The 13,365-nt window shown below is 48.9% G+C and carries 13 protein-coding genes and 2 tRNA genes; 3 read left to right on the top strand and 12 right to left on the bottom strand.

From position 1 onward, the window contains the following. Positions 1-12 precede the first annotated feature (12 nt). Positions 13-1,161: an FAD-dependent oxidoreductase gene (locus AC2YIT_RS29045; protein ID WP_487281503.1), complete on the top strand. Its 1,149-nt coding sequence runs from the start codon at positions 13-15 to the stop codon at positions 1,159-1,161. 4 nt (positions 1,162-1,165) lie between these two features. Here the strand turns inward: AC2YIT_RS29045 and AC2YIT_RS29040 are convergent, their stop codons facing one another. The 7 genes from AC2YIT_RS29040 to AC2YIT_RS29010 all read right to left on the bottom strand — a co-directional run bounded on the left by AC2YIT_RS29040 (position 1,166) and on the right by AC2YIT_RS29010 (position 7,956). Beyond that, positions 1,166-1,807 (bottom strand): response regulator transcription factor, encoded by a 642-nt coding sequence (locus AC2YIT_RS29040; RefSeq protein ID WP_487281502.1) that lies wholly within the window; start codon positions 1,805-1,807, stop codon positions 1,166-1,168. Between the two features lie 2 nt (positions 1,808-1,809). Continuing rightward, positions 1,810-3,618, bottom strand: coding sequence for a sensor histidine kinase (locus AC2YIT_RS29035; RefSeq protein WP_487281501.1), 1,809 nt, complete (start codon positions 3,616-3,618; stop codon positions 1,810-1,812). Positions 3,619-3,670: 52 nt separating this feature from the next. Next, a complete protein-coding gene (locus AC2YIT_RS29030) occupies positions 3,671-4,972 on the bottom strand; it encodes a glycosyltransferase (protein WP_487281500.1) in 1,302 nt (433 codons plus the stop codon). Positions 4,973-5,047: 75 nt separating this feature from the next. Further along, positions 5,048-5,266 (bottom strand): hypothetical protein, encoded by a 219-nt coding sequence (locus tag AC2YIT_RS29025; protein WP_430844080.1) that lies wholly within the window; start codon positions 5,264-5,266, stop codon positions 5,048-5,050. A 212-nt stretch (positions 5,267-5,478) separates the two neighbouring features. Then, entirely contained in the window at positions 5,479-6,060 is a 582-nt protein-coding gene (locus AC2YIT_RS29020; protein WP_487281499.1) for a class I SAM-dependent methyltransferase, read from the bottom strand. A gap of 115 nt (positions 6,061-6,175) precedes the next feature. Beyond that, positions 6,176-7,249 (bottom strand): type I restriction endonuclease, encoded by a 1,074-nt coding sequence (locus tag AC2YIT_RS29015; protein ID WP_487281498.1) that lies wholly within the window; start codon positions 7,247-7,249, stop codon positions 6,176-6,178. Between the two features lie 170 nt (positions 7,250-7,419). After that, complete coding sequence (locus tag AC2YIT_RS29010; protein WP_487281497.1) at positions 7,420-7,956, bottom strand: antibiotic biosynthesis monooxygenase; 537 nt, start codon at positions 7,954-7,956, stop codon at positions 7,420-7,422. Positions 7,957-8,176: 220 nt separating this feature from the next. On the opposite strand from AC2YIT_RS29010, the gene AC2YIT_RS29005 reads away from it, so the two are divergent. Together AC2YIT_RS29005 and AC2YIT_RS29000 are read left to right on the top strand one after the other, a co-directional pair. Beyond that, positions 8,177-8,464 (top strand): hypothetical protein, encoded by a 288-nt coding sequence (locus AC2YIT_RS29005; protein ID WP_487281496.1) that lies wholly within the window; start codon positions 8,177-8,179, stop codon positions 8,462-8,464. A gap of 80 nt (positions 8,465-8,544) precedes the next feature. Further along, positions 8,545-9,459: a DUF5655 domain-containing protein gene (locus AC2YIT_RS29000; RefSeq protein ID WP_487281495.1), complete on the top strand. Its 915-nt coding sequence runs from the start codon at positions 8,545-8,547 to the stop codon at positions 9,457-9,459. Between the two features lie 315 nt (positions 9,460-9,774). Here AC2YIT_RS29000 and AC2YIT_RS28995 read toward each other — a convergent pair. The 5 genes from AC2YIT_RS28995 to AC2YIT_RS28975 all read right to left on the bottom strand — a co-directional run bounded on the left by AC2YIT_RS28995 (position 9,775) and on the right by AC2YIT_RS28975 (position 13,358). After that, positions 9,775-9,865 (bottom strand) — tRNA-Asp (locus AC2YIT_RS28995). 46 nt (positions 9,866-9,911) lie between these two features. Continuing rightward, positions 9,912-9,987, bottom strand: a tRNA-His gene (locus tag AC2YIT_RS28990). A 97-nt stretch (positions 9,988-10,084) separates the two neighbouring features. Further along, positions 10,085-10,693: a superoxide dismutase gene (locus AC2YIT_RS28985; protein ID WP_487281494.1), complete on the bottom strand. Its 609-nt coding sequence runs from the start codon at positions 10,691-10,693 to the stop codon at positions 10,085-10,087. A gap of 65 nt (positions 10,694-10,758) precedes the next feature. Then, entirely contained in the window at positions 10,759-11,211 is a 453-nt protein-coding gene (locus AC2YIT_RS28980; protein ID WP_430844088.1) for a nucleoside deaminase, read from the bottom strand. 71 nt (positions 11,212-11,282) lie between these two features. Continuing rightward, positions 11,283-13,358 carry an Ig-like domain-containing protein gene (locus AC2YIT_RS28975; protein WP_487281519.1) on the bottom strand — a complete coding sequence of 692 codons (2,076 nt, stop codon included), beginning with the start codon at positions 13,356-13,358 and terminating at the stop codon, positions 11,283-11,285. Between the last annotated feature and the right edge of the window lie 7 nt (positions 13,359-13,365).

The raw sequence follows: 13,365 nt of genomic DNA, 5'->3' as shown, positions 1-13,365 counted from the left end.
ACAACAGCAATTATGATACTTAACCATCAAAAAATAGCGATTGTCGGCGGCGGCCCGGGTGGGTTGACTTTGGCAAGATTGCTCCAAATGTCGGGCGCTGACGTACGTGTGTATGAACGTGACTACGGCAAAGATGCACGCGTACAGGGCGCCACGCTCGACCTGCACGAGGAGTCAGGATTAGAGGCATTGCGGCGGGCCGGTCTGCTGGATGCATTTTACGATAACTACCGGCCGGATGCCGGGCGTATGCGGATTTTGGATAAACATGGTGATATTCATGTGGATGATCACGCAGACGAAAAGGCTTTTGCAGAAGAGCGACCGGAGATCGACAGGGCACCTTTGCGAAAGATCTTACTGGACTCGCTGCAAGAAGGTACTGTAGTGTGGGATAGCCAGTTTGTTTTCATGGAGCGGCAGGACGCAGGCTGGCTGATGCATTTCAAAAACGGGACGCGGGTTTACGCCGACGTCGTCATTGCCGGGGACGGTGCCAATTCCAAAATCCGCCCGTATTTAACGGCGATAACTCCCGTATATTCCGGCGTGACGATCGTAGAAGGCAACATTTACAATGCATCGACGAATGCCCCGCGCCTCTGGGAATTGGTAAGAGGAGGGAAAATCTTCGCTTTCGGCGATGAGCAGTCGCTGATTTTGAGCGCCAAAGGCGAAGGAAGCCTGTCGTTTTACACCGGATGTAAGGTTGGTGAGAACTGGGTACAGGAAAGTGGTATCGATTTTAACAACAAGGACGCGGTATTCGCCTGGTTTAAGGAAGCATTCGGATCATGGAACGACGTTTGGCAGGAGTTATTCACGAACAATGAAATAGGACTTATTCCCCGGCCGCAATATCATTTTCCGCTCGACCAGCGCTGGGAATCCCTCCCGAACCTCACGATGCTCGGTGATGCCGCGCACAGGATGCCTCCCTACGCGGGCGAAGGTGTAAATATGGCTATGCAAGATGCATTCGAACTGGCGGAATGTCTCACAAGCGGCGCATTTACCGACATTCACGCCGCCATTGCTGATTATGAAGATAGGATGTTGAAAAGGGCGTCGCAAATCACGCAAATGAGCCTGGAAATGACAGCAATGCTGCATTCGGCCGATCCGATAGCTCAGATGGTGGCGATGATGAGCGGGGAATAACCCGTTACCCCCAGTTTTGCTCCAACGCAAACCGCAGCAGACTGTTCTTCCCCGTCAGATTCAGCTTTTTGGCAATATTCATCCGGTGATTAGACACTGTTTTTTCGCTGATAAAAAGTTCTTCGGCGATTTCCTTGCTGGATTTGTATTCCGAAATCAGCTTCATAATGTGCGTTTCGGAAGGCGTAAGCAATGCTTTCAGGTCATTTTTCGATTGCCGTTGCAGGGCCGATGTCTTTTTAAGAAGATAAGCTGAGATCTCGGGGCTAAGGTAAAGATCGCCGTCGTTGGCCTTGTAAATGGCATGTACAATGTCTGAAACGGCGTTTTCTTTGAGCACATAACCCAATGCGCCTATTTCCAGGGCTTTCAGAAAAGGGGCCTTTTCCTTGTGCATTGTAAGAAAAATGATCGGAAGGGCTGGGTGGATTTGGAGCATTCTTTCGGCGGCTTCCAGTCCGTTCATACGGGGCATATCGATATCCAGCACCACCACGTCCAGGTTTTGCGACTGAAATGCATCCAGCGCTTCCTGACCATTTTTTGCACTGACGATCACTTTCAGATCGGCATCCATTTCGATCACTTCTTTGAGCCCTTTCAGAAATATCGGGTGGTCGTCGGCAATAAGCAGTCTGATTTCCATGGTCAAAAGGGAATTTGAATATAAATAATGGTACCGGACGGTTTGTTTCCCAGGATCTCAATTTGTCCGTTGAGGATATTGAGCCGTTCCCGGATACCGATCATTCCGAAGCCCCCTTTGCCGGTTGAAGCAGGGCCGATGCCGACACCGTTGTCTTCTATACGTATGGTAATCATGGTATTGGTTTTGTTAATCTGAATGCGCGCCGCCGTCGCCTGCGCATGTTTGAGAATATTGTTAAAACACTCCTGTACGATCCTGAAAACGTTCATTTCATTGGATTTAGAGAGTATATTATCAAAGTTTTGAATATCTGTTTCCAGTTCGATCAGGTCGGTTTCGATCACATCTTCCAGCAAGCTATGCAGCGATTGCGTGATCCCGAGCAATTCCAGGTGCAATGGGCGCAAGTTGTAAGAGATATTGCGAACTTCCTGAATGGCTTCAGCGACCATTTCTTCGAGATCTCTGATCTGTTTTTCACGCAATTCAGGTTTCTCCGTGTCTCTTTTGATCATCAGTACCTTGTTTTTGACCATTCCAAGACTTTGTCCCAGGCTATCGTGCAGCTCGGCTGCCACGCGCTTGCGCTCGCTTTCCTGCGATCCGATCAGCTGCTGCGAAAAAAGTGTTGCCTGTGCCAGCGCCTCCGCCTGCGTTAGCTCTTTTTCCCTTTTAAATGTATTGAGCTTGTTGGCCAATGCAAAGGAAAGGATAATCGCTTCCAGGCCGGACCCGATCTGGTAGGCGCCTTCCGTAAACCAGTTTTCCGGAAAAATAGCCATATCCTTCATCATGAAAATAACAATACCTGCCAGTAATGCGGTGAAGCCCATCAGATAATATCTGGCCGGTTTGAATCCTTGTTTAAGTACCACAAACCCGACGGAGTTTGAGTAAATGAGGAAGAAGCCCACTGTGAGCCAGCTGATTTTAAAGCCCAGCAGTAAATGACCGGAAAATGAAAACCCGACGACGGCCATGCAGGATACGACAATCAGCCAGCCCATTTTCCTCAAACGCGGGCAGTAGTGCCTCGTATTCAGGAATGAATTGGTGAAAAGCAATGCGAATATAAAAGCGAGGCTGCCGGTATAATTGGAATGATTGGCCTGCGGGAAATCGGGAACGATGAATTGCAGAAAAAGGCCTTTACTGTAACCAATATTCAATGCTACGAAGAAAATATAAAATACATAGTACAGATAAGTACGCTCCCGTATGGAGATGAATACGAACAAGTTATAAATAATCAGCGCGGCAATCAGCCCGTAATAGAATCCGTGGGCGATGTCAGTCTTTTGGCTGTTTTCATAAATGTATTGCAGGCTCGATATTTCAAGCGGTACGCGTATGATGGAGTTGCTGCGCACGCGCAGGTAGATCGTCGTGGTGTCCCGCCAGACGAGGTTAAGCGGCAGGACCGTCTGGTTGCTGAGGACGGGGCGTTCGCGGAACGGCATTGCCGAGCCTACATTCGTGATGTAATTAACCATATTGTCGTAACCAGGCGCCGTTTCTACAAACAGGTCGACCTGTTGGAGGAACGGTGCTTTTACGTGCAGGAACCACTCCGCCGGCGTTTTGCTGACGACCCGCATTTTCAGCCAGAAAGTAGAAGCGCTCGGGCCTACATTCAGGGTTTCCTGGGTCATTGGCCGGAATAATTCCGGCTTAGCCTCCACGTCGCTGTGCTGCAATGCATGAGTAGGATCTTCCAGCACCAGCATATTTTTTCCGACAGGGTAATTGGGCCGCCCGTAAGCGAGCTCGATTACAGGCGGTTCTATGGTTTGACCCATTGCGGTCATGGCAGACAGCAGGTATAAGATGACTACGAATCGACCGGCGGGTAACATTGTATCAGCTGAGAACAGGTGTTTTAATATTGAGAAGGTCACTAATGTACTGTGTACAAAGCGACTGAGGGTTATAATCTTTGAATTCCCGGCTGAGTTTTTTGACATTGTTTCGATAGGTATCGTCCGCCAGCACCTTTTCCACACCCGCCCTGATTTGTGCCGGTGTAGGGAATTCCGTTTTAAGGTCGATGCCTAATTTGAAATAGCCGATCCTGGCATTGATTTCGTTTTTACCTTCATGAATACCGGCGGCAACCAGCGGCAGCTCATTTTGTATGCCCAGCATTACCCCTCCATAGCCTCCGTTCGTGACGTACACATCACAATGCGGCATGATGGCATTGAAAGGAATAAAGTCGCGGATAAGGATGTTCTCCTGCGGGTACCGCGCCCGTAACTCTGCCGTGCCCGTTCCGCCCGTGGTAGCGATCACCAGCACGGGCGTGTCTTTGAAAGCCTCCAATGTTGGGACGAGGATTTTCTCCGGGTCTCTTTCCAGTGTGCCCTGCGTAACCAGGACCACCTTTCCATATTTCCCGGGTTGTTCGCCGAGATCGGTGGCGCCTCTGCTGCTTTTTGAAAACGGTAGGAGCGGTCCCACAAACCGTATGTTCTTACTTAGATCGGAGCGACTGTACTCGAATCCCGGGGTGCCGCTTTGCAGGAGAAGGTCTGTTTTCTTGCCCAGTACATCGAAGATATTGCCGCCGACCGGAACCATTCCGTGCTCGCGGAAAAGACTGGCGAAGAGGCTAGCAGCTTCCCGGAAGATGACCTTGTCGGCGAAAAAGCGAAGCAAATCCTGTTTCCTGCGTCCGAAAAAGCTGGTTGAAGGCGTCATAGCAAGCCCGGTTGGAGGCAAATCCTGGGAGGTTTCGACCAGCGGGAACACGCCTACCGACACTACTTTTTTGTGCAGTTTTTCCTTTACAAACGGCATACCGGTGAATGCGATATCGCTGATCAGTAAATCGAATGACCACGATTCGTTGATCTCCCTGATATCTTCATAAAACTCTGTCGATCTGAGGATAAATGCGGTTTTCAGGTCGTATTTCAGCTTACCAATAGTCCCGCGGATTTTGTCGCGCTCGGGAAAAAGGATGTGTACATTGTGCTGGTTGAAATCAAGGGCATTCTTAAAAGGGTAGTAAGGGATGCCTAGGCCTTCGATTTTGTCCTTAAAAATGCTCCCCGAATACCACCTCACATCGTGGCCGAGCGATTTCAGGTGCATGGCGATACCCGTGAGCGGATTGAAATGGCCTTCGTAAGGCATGTTGGCAAACAGTATTTTTTTCATGGCTAACTCAAATTGATTTTACTTAAAATAGATGTATGTTATTGATATTTAATGCATTGATGTGGGGGTGAAAAGTCAGTTTATATTTGCTAAGATGAATGCGACCTCGACGCTTTTCGTGCCGTAAAGCGGGTTGGACGGAGCTTCCTCCTCCCTCACGAAAGCTCCGTTGCTGATCTGCGCGGATTGTCCCGAAGTTGCCCATGCGGGAGCCGCAGATTCAGTCGTTGTTTCGCGCGACTGGCTCAGGATGGACAGCGATATACACAGGATGGATTTGAAGAATGTTTTCATGGCTGACAGACTTTGTGATTCAGATAAATGTCTTTGTCTTTCGACATCACAAAATTACCAGCCCGGCTACCCGCATAAAATGGAGGTTACCGCCCATTTTCATAGGTAGTATTGCTCATTTTGGGGCTAAGTGATGGTTTTGTCGATACGCTCGATGCTGTGCAGAAGTTACGGGAAGGGAAAAGTATCAAAACGGTATTTTGCTCATGCGCTTAAAGCTTCACCGCATGATAGTAATGGTTTTCTCCCTCATCCTCGAATTCCCCGATAAGTGAAAGTCCCGATGTAGCCAGCAATTCTTTATATTCCTCTGCACCAAGCGATACCGATTCTATTTCTGTAATGGCATCGTTCCATTTCATTTTTTGAGATGGGGCCGTAAATAAGAGCCTTCCGCCGGAGTATAGCGCACGGGCCATTTTGGGAATTACTACTTTCTGTGTTTCTGCCGGTAAAAGGAACATCAGGCCCCAGGCAATGATGGCATCGAACTGCCGATTGAAAAAGAGGGAATCTTCTGCCGCCTCGCAGGCGACGGGCGTATTAGGGAAGTTCTGTTGGAAAACCTTAACCATTGAAGGTGAAGCATCCATCGCGTAGACGGTCAAATCTTCCTCTACCAATGCCTTCGAAATCGGGTCGCCTGCACCACAACCTACATCCAGGACCGTGGCATTCAGAGGCAGCGACCTGGCCCAGTGCCTGACGGACGCCGCGCCGACTCCATCAATGCCCTTGGAGCGGCAGCGGATGAATGTGGCGGCGTTGGCTTCGTATCCGTTTGATTTGTCCATGGGTGGGCGGTTTGTATTTGAGATTGTAATGCCTTGACAATCGGGCGCTTGTTGCTAAGCGAAGACAAGCCCGAATTTCTTCGAGCTCGTTCTTTTCGTCCTCAATAATTATGTACTATTTAATATAAACTTCAACAGTGCTATCCAGTTCTCTGCCAAAATTATAAATTTCATCAATTGACTTGATTTCTACTTTTGTCTCTTTTTTATCTGCGTCAAACAGCCCGAGATATTTTTTGGTAGGGCTGTTGAGGTAGAGTCGGCATAATGGCTTTCGATTGTTGTCGTCCAGGAAAATTGCGAAGTACGACAGTGCATCTCTATGTGTGATGCGATTTGACTGCACTTTTTGCCTTAAAAGAGATCTTACAATGTAAAACCCTTCAAGCTCTTCCTGAGTTGTGACGATTTCTTTGTCCTGGTGAGCCGGGCTGGAAGTAAGTGTCCCCGGTGCAGGCTCTTCTTGAATCGGCGCATCATTACTGGATATGGCCGATTTTAGTCTATCGTTGATAGTGTCGTTGATAATATTGGTAATCGTCCGCTTGACAAGAGAGCGGAAAGCCTCTAAAACTTTGGATGTTACTACTGAGGGATAAACTTGCTTGGCAAAATATTTAACAAATTCATCATTCGGTTCAGAGAATTCCTGGCTGACTAAATGGCGGATTTCATTAATGTATTTAAGATCACTAGCGGATTGATAGATGTTGTCCACATCAAAATATGCTTTGTGAAATTCTTTAAGCTTTTCGATCTGACCATCCTTGATTTCCTCAATATTGAATTCAAGAAATGGCTTATCGTCCATTTTATTTGGTTCAACGAGGTCGGTATAGAATCTGAATATCAGGCCATTTGTTAAAATTGAGAATTTTGCTTTGGATACATGGAAGTACCGAAGCAGTTGCCCATCATGTACGTCAAGCTTTTGTTTCCAGTGCTTACACTCAACTAAAATGATTGGATTTCCATCCCGAAAAATCGCATAATCGATTTTCTCGCCTTTCTTAATGCCGACATCGCAAATGAATTCAGGAACAACTTCCAGAGGGTTGAATACGTCGTATCCGAGAACTTGAAGAAACGGCATAATGAATGCGTTCTTGGTAGCCTCCTCTGTGTGGATATTTTCTTTCAATTTCGATACCCGGTCGCTGAATTGCTTGATTTGATCTTTGAAGTCCATTGCTGATATTAAGTTTACGTGACGCACTCCGAAGGTTGCCGCTACCTCGATTTACTTAAAGTATTTATTAAACGGCAGTGGGTGAAGAAAGGAGCAATCCGTAATGAACCCTCACAGCGCGCGTGCGAGAGCTGGGGGCGTGCTGAGGTGCAGGAGGTGTCCCGGTGGTCTTATTTATTAATCGCCGAGTGTCCAGAAAGCCATGGTTTCAGCACCTTCGTCACCTGAGGCATCACCACCCACGTAAGCAGCCCTACCATACATCCGGCCACGATCAAAGTTTTGAGTGCAGGATGCAGCTCCTGAATGTGCGGACCAAGAACATAAGTTAAGAACAAGCTCGTAGGATAAACCCCGCAAAGTGTTGCCACCGCCATTTTCCATCTCGGTGGAGGAACAGGAGAGCGAAACCAGGCTTCCAGACCCGTCAGCTCGCGGTAAACCGGTTCCTCCGTCAGCGTCGATGCGTAGGCTTCCCAATCTTTGAAGAGCTTTGAATTATAAAATGCATCCCGCTCAGCCTGATCGGCGAAAGTTCTTAATATCCCGATTTCCCGGCTGTCGTTGCCTGGCAACGCCGTCATCATCGCCGCCCCGTGGACGCCGCCATGGAGGAACGAATCGCCGAGGAAACGTCGCAGGGCGTCTTTGAATTCTTGTTCTTTTCCGGGGAGGACTTTGCGGGTGATGGCTACGTGTATGGGCATGGGTGATCGATCGTTTGAATGCTATGCACCTAATTTAATATTCTCCTATATTTGCCCTGCGAACTTTATTCAATTTTTATGGTGCTCATGTTACAATTTAGGTTTGAAAAATGGTCTTGGAGAGGCATACGGGTGAAAGTCCCGAGACCTATCATAGCACCTGCTTTGATGAAGTTCGCAGTGACCTCTCCTTGTTTATTCATCAAAATCCATTTAGGAAATGCGAACTTCAAATGGTCCTGGTGTTGGCTCGAACGAGGATTCAGTCAACCCCGCGAATGATGCACGTCACGCATCAAACATCAGCACCCCGCTGACGCAATCACAAGCCGAGTTTTGGTACCTCATCGAATCCCAAGGCTGCAAAGAGCTGGCGCATTCGCTCCGAATGGTCCACGATCTGGCGCTTTATCATTCAGACGTCCCGTTTAATGCGGAAGAAAAGTCGGCCCTCTTTGATCTGAAAGTGCTCTGGGAGGGCTTCGAGAAGATGGGAGAAAATGTTTAGGAAGTAGGGGCTGCGGTGGCAGTCCTTTTTTATTTTCAAATATGTGAAAGTTCAAGTGACCCGGTTATTGACAGTAGTCTATGCAAATCTTTAAAAACAACAAGCAAACCCTCTCCACGCTCCTCGAAATGCCTTTCAAGCTCGAAAGGGAAATTCAAAACCTCTTTGAACAGAATCTGGAAGTGCTCACTTCGCTGAAATTGGTGAAGTCGGAGTTTACGATCAAGCATTCCCGCATTGATACCCTGGCGTTCGATCCGGAAAGCAAGGCGTTTGTGATTATTGAATACAAACGCAGCCAAAATTACAGCGTAGTGGATCAGGGCGTGTCGTATCTGAACCTCATGCTGGAATACAAAGCCGACTTCATCGTCGAATACAACGAAGCGCAGCAGGCACATCTGAAACGCAGCGATGTGGACTGGTCACAGAGCCGCATTATTTTTGTTTCTCCCTCGTTTACGGAATTTCAAAAGCAGTCTACGAATTTCAAGGACCTGGCTATTGAGCTTTGGGAGATCAAACGGTTTGAGAATGATATCATAACCGTCAACCATTTAAAGAAATCTAAGTCGGCCCCCAGCATCCGGCAAGTGCAGCAGAATATCGATACGGAAATCGGTAAGGTGACGGAGGAAATTAAAGTATATACGGAGGAAGATCATCTGGCTGGAAAGAGCGATCATGTGAAGGAGCTTTATGAGGCTTACAAGGCGGCAATTCTCAATCTGTCACCAGATATCGAGGTAGAAGCAAAAAAGCTGTATCTGGCTTTCAAAAAGCCCAGGAATGTAGTGGACATCCGCATTCAGTCGGAGTCGCTGAAAATGTGGATTAACTTAAAGAAGGGCCAGCTTCTGGATGAAAAAGGATTGACCAGGGACGTGTCCCAATCCGGGCATTGGGGAAATGGAGATTATGAATTGGTTGTCAAGGACACAGCTAATCTTGAATACATCATGAGCCTGGTGAAGCAAGCCTTGCCTATCATTTGAACAGCACAAAAAAAGGCCCTGAAAAATCAGGACCAAAACTAGCGAGGGAGACGGGTCTCGAACGGCATCGGCCGCCGCCCGCGATCCCCAGAACGACAATCTGGTGCTCTAACCAACTGAGCTACAACCTCCGTTTCGGAGCACAAAAAAAGGCCCTGAAAATTTCAGGACCTTTACCGGGAGGGAGACGGGTCTCGAACGGCATCGGCCGCCGCCCGCGACCTCCAGAACCACAATCTGGTGCTCAAACCAACTGAGCTAGAACCTCCGTTTTCGAGCACAAAAAAAGGCCCTGAAAATTTCAGGACCTTTACCGGGAGGGAGACGGGTCTCGAACGGCATCGGCCGCCGCCCACGATCCCCAGAACGACAATCTGGTGCTCTAACCAACTGAGCTACAACCTCCGTTTTCGAGCACAAAAAAAGGCCCTGAAAATTTCAGGACCTTTACCGGGAGGGAGACGGGTCTCGAACCCGCGACCCCCAGAACCACAATCTGGTGCTCTAACCAACTGAGCTACAACCTCCGTTTTGAGGACACAAAATTAGGAAAAGGTTTGCAGCTTGCAAGAAAATCTTAGAAAATTTTTGCGAACTGCAAACCCTTTGGCAAGCCGGAGCTTGATTATTTAGCCGCAGTGTACAGTGCGTCAGCAGCTTTCCAGTCTACAACGTTCCAGTAGGCGTCGATGTAGTCGGGGCGCTTGTTTTGATATTTCAGGTAATAGGCGTGCTCCCATACGTCGAGACCGATCACCGGGGTACCTTTTACGTCCGCGATGTCCATCAATGGGTTGTCCTGGTTAGGAGTAGAAGTGATCGCGATTTCTCCGCCTTCTTTTACGATCAGCCATGCCCAGCCCGATCCGAAACGGCCGGTAGCTGCTTTTTTGAATTCGTCTTTGAATGCAGCGAATGAACCGAATTTAGCGGTGATGGCCTTGCCTAGCTCGCCGGTTGGCTCGCCGCCGCCGTTTGATGAAAGTGATTTCCAGAAAAATGAGTGGTTCCAGTGACCGCCGCCATTGTTGCGCACAGCAGCCGGTGCTTTGCTGATGCCAGCCAAAAGTTCTTCTATGGTTTTGCCTTCCAGCTCAGTGCCTGCTACTGCTGCATTCAGGTTGGTAACATATGCCTGGTGGTGACGGTCGTGATGTATCTCCATGGTCAATGCGTCGAAGTGCGGTTCCAATGCATTGTTTGCGTAAGGTAAGGGATCCAGTGTAAATGCCATTTTTCAGTGTAGTTTAATGATTAATAAAATTGTTTTAACAGATAGGCTAACAGCAGAATGGCGCTTTATGTTCTTAACTCCCGGAAAAATTTGAGTAGTAACTGCTGGGATTCCATTGCCATAATGCCGGTTACGAGCTTGGTTTTCGGGTGCAGCAGCGGTTGGCTGATCCTTGAAAATCCCCGCTTTTCGTCGGTTGCGCCTACTACCACACGCTTTACCTGCGTCCAGTAGAGCGCGCCCGCGCACATCACGCAAGGTTCCAGCGTCACGTACAAGGTGCAATCGGTGAGGTATTTGGAGCCGAGGTGGTCGGCGGCAGCGGTGATGGCAATCATTTCGGCGTGGGCAGTGACGTCGTTGAGCCGTTCGGTTTGGTTATATCCCCTGCCGATGATCCTGTCTTTGGCCACCACGAGTGCGCCTACGGGGATTTCGCCTTCTTCGTATGCCTTATGGGCGAGCGCGAGGGCTTCTTCCATAAAGTAGTGATCAGTAATGTCTGCCTGTATGTCCATAGGGCGGTAAAGAAAACGGGACATCCATTGCATTGCAACAAATGTCCCGTGGTGTTTGATTAAATCAATGATCAAGGCTTCATCACACGCTGGACGGTGCTCAGGTTGCCATTCTGGATTCGCAGCAGGTAAAGTCCCGAAGGATAGTTAGCGAAATCCACCTCTGTTTTTTGCTGTTTGATAACCTGGGCCGAACGCGGGCGACCGTTGAGGTCTACTACTTCGATTTTCGCCTGTTTCGGTGAAATGGTGCCGATTACTTCCACGGTGCATTTACTGTTGATTACCGTCGGGTAAACCTTCGCCCAGTCTGCCGGGGCAGGCGGCTCTACACCCAGAATGGGGTCAACCTGTACTCTTGCCGTACCCACACCCGTCCCGACGCCGCAGCCATTGGTCACTTTGGTAATCGCATAGGTAGTTGTCGTTTTTGGCGCCAGTTTGAAATTGAAAGGCGTTGCGTTTGCGGTGATCAGCGTATCCTTCGTTCCGTTGTTCAATGTGATTGTCCATGGTGCTTTTCCGGTGATGTCGGCTTTCAGGTTGGCGGATTCACCTACGAGAATGGTTTGTGCTCCCGTCAATGTAGCAACCGGCAGCGGGCTTACATTGATTGTGATCGCGCTCACGCTTCCTTTTACGGTGAAATCGGGATTGGTACCCGAGCTGATTACTCTCACAAAATAGGTCCCTCCTTTGGTAGTGTCCGGGAATGTCGCCGAAACGGAGTTCGCTGTCGCCGTCGACGCGATCGTATAGAACTTGGCATCGACATTTTCTTTCGCTACCTGCAATTTAAAGGTATTGCCGGCAGGGAAATCGCCCGACTGCTGGAATGGCACCGTAAACGGCTTGCTCGCGCAGATTTCGGATACAGACGGACTTCCTGAGTTGATGGTCGGTACTTTTACAGTAACAACCGCCAAACCATTGATCGTCCCTTTACCGCAAGCATTGGAAACTTCGGTGAGGAGATAGCTCGTGGTGGTGCTTGGCTTAACCTGCACCTGGTGGTCGGCCTGGTCGGTGGTATCGGTCAAGCCACTCGACAAGATGTAAATCCACGGGCCGTCGCCGGTGAATTTGATATTGATCGTCGCTGTCTGTCCAAGGTCGATGGTCGGGTTACCCGAAATCGTCGCGGAAGGCAATGATTTGATGTGGATCTTAATCTCTTCTTTCGGGCTTTCGCAGCCATTAGAGCCGGTTTGCGTTACGTAGAATGAGTAATCCTGAACCTTCTCTGTAAACGGAGTGAACGGAACGCCCTGGAACTCGGTATCATTTGCCCCACGGTACCATTTCAGGATCGTTCCGGTTGCATCAAGCACGGGTGCAACTTCATTCTGGCAGTATTCCAGGTATGTTTTAGTCGCAGGCTTAGGAGTTGTGTTGATTTTGACATCGATCTTCGCACGATCGCCGGCACAGCCTGCCAACGTTTGTCCCACATAGTAGGAAGTGATTCCCCCCTCGGCAGTTGACGGTGTCGGTGCATTAGGGCTCGCAGAGCCGCCGGATGCATTGGTTCCGTACCAGTCCAAAGTTGCATTGGCGGATGGCGTAGCTTCAAGCGGCTTTGCAGCGATAAACTGGCAATATTCGATGAGAGACTGAGAGATACCTGGCAAGCCTGGAAGAGGCTTCACGAGGATTTTCTGTGAAACACGAGTGGTGCTTTCACAACCTTTGTTACTCAGCTGAGTTACATAGAAGGTAGTTTCTTTCGGTTCTTTCAAGTTAATTGAAGGCGTTGCTGTGCTGGCAGTTCCACCAGTAGCAGCCGTATACCATTTCAAAGTGTTACCTGCTGATGCCTGTGTAGGGAAAGTATAGTTTTTATCCGAGCGCTCCTGGCAGAGTGCTTCCGAGAATGGGGCTAATGCGGCGGGAGTAGGATTCACTACCACATTTACTTTTACGCGAACACTTTCACAGACCAGCGAGCCATAAGTCGTTGATTGCGTAACATAGTAAGCTGTTATTCCAGCAGTTGTAGTAGAAGGCTTGAAAGTAGACGCGAGCGGAGTGCCACCAGTTTCACTAGTATACCATTTGTATGTATTTCCCGAAGGAAGTAGTACATTGGCTGGCGCGTCCTCACAGTACTCATTCGGTGAAACAGTTGGCTTAGCAGCCTCTCTCACATTAACT

This window comes from Dyadobacter sp. SRI_021 (assembly GCF_057586235.1).
Note: the sequence above shows the minus strand (reverse complement) of the source record. Positions and strands in the feature narration are given on the sequence as shown.

What these genes read in the sequence shown, in the direction of transcription:
- AC2YIT_RS29030 (WP_487281500.1), bottom strand. Translation starts at nt 4,972, where the DNA reads ATGAAAAAAATACTGTTTGCCAACATGCCTTACGAAGGCCATTTCAAT.
- AC2YIT_RS29040 (WP_487281502.1), bottom strand. Translation starts at nt 1,807, where the DNA reads ATGGAAATCAGACTGCTTATTGCCGACGACCACCCGATATTTCTGAAA.
- AC2YIT_RS29020 (WP_487281499.1), bottom strand. Translation starts at nt 6,060, where the DNA reads ATGGACAAATCAAACGGATACGAAGCCAACGCCGCCACATTCATCCGC.
- AC2YIT_RS29025 (WP_430844080.1), bottom strand. Translation starts at nt 5,266, where the DNA reads ATGAAAACATTCTTCAAATCCATCCTGTGTATATCGCTGTCCATCCTG.
- AC2YIT_RS29035 (WP_487281501.1), bottom strand. Translation starts at nt 3,618, where the DNA reads ATGACCGCAATGGGTCAAACCATAGAACCGCCTGTAATCGAGCTCGCT.
- AC2YIT_RS29015 (WP_487281498.1), bottom strand. Translation starts at nt 7,249, where the DNA reads ATGGACTTCAAAGATCAAATCAAGCAATTCAGCGACCGGGTATCGAAA.
- AC2YIT_RS28980 (WP_430844088.1), bottom strand. Translation starts at nt 11,211, where the DNA reads ATGGACATACAGGCAGACATTACTGATCACTACTTTATGGAAGAAGCC.
- AC2YIT_RS29045 (WP_487281503.1), top strand. Translation starts at nt 13, where the DNA reads ATGATACTTAACCATCAAAAAATAGCGATTGTCGGCGGCGGCCCGGGT.
- AC2YIT_RS29000 (WP_487281495.1), top strand. Translation starts at nt 8,545, where the DNA reads ATGCAAATCTTTAAAAACAACAAGCAAACCCTCTCCACGCTCCTCGAA.
- AC2YIT_RS28985 (WP_487281494.1), bottom strand. Translation starts at nt 10,693, where the DNA reads ATGGCATTTACACTGGATCCCTTACCTTACGCAAACAATGCATTGGAA.
- AC2YIT_RS29010 (WP_487281497.1), bottom strand. Translation starts at nt 7,956, where the DNA reads ATGCCCATACACGTAGCCATCACCCGCAAAGTCCTCCCCGGAAAAGAA.
- AC2YIT_RS29005 (WP_487281496.1), top strand. Translation starts at nt 8,177, where the DNA reads ATGCGAACTTCAAATGGTCCTGGTGTTGGCTCGAACGAGGATTCAGTC.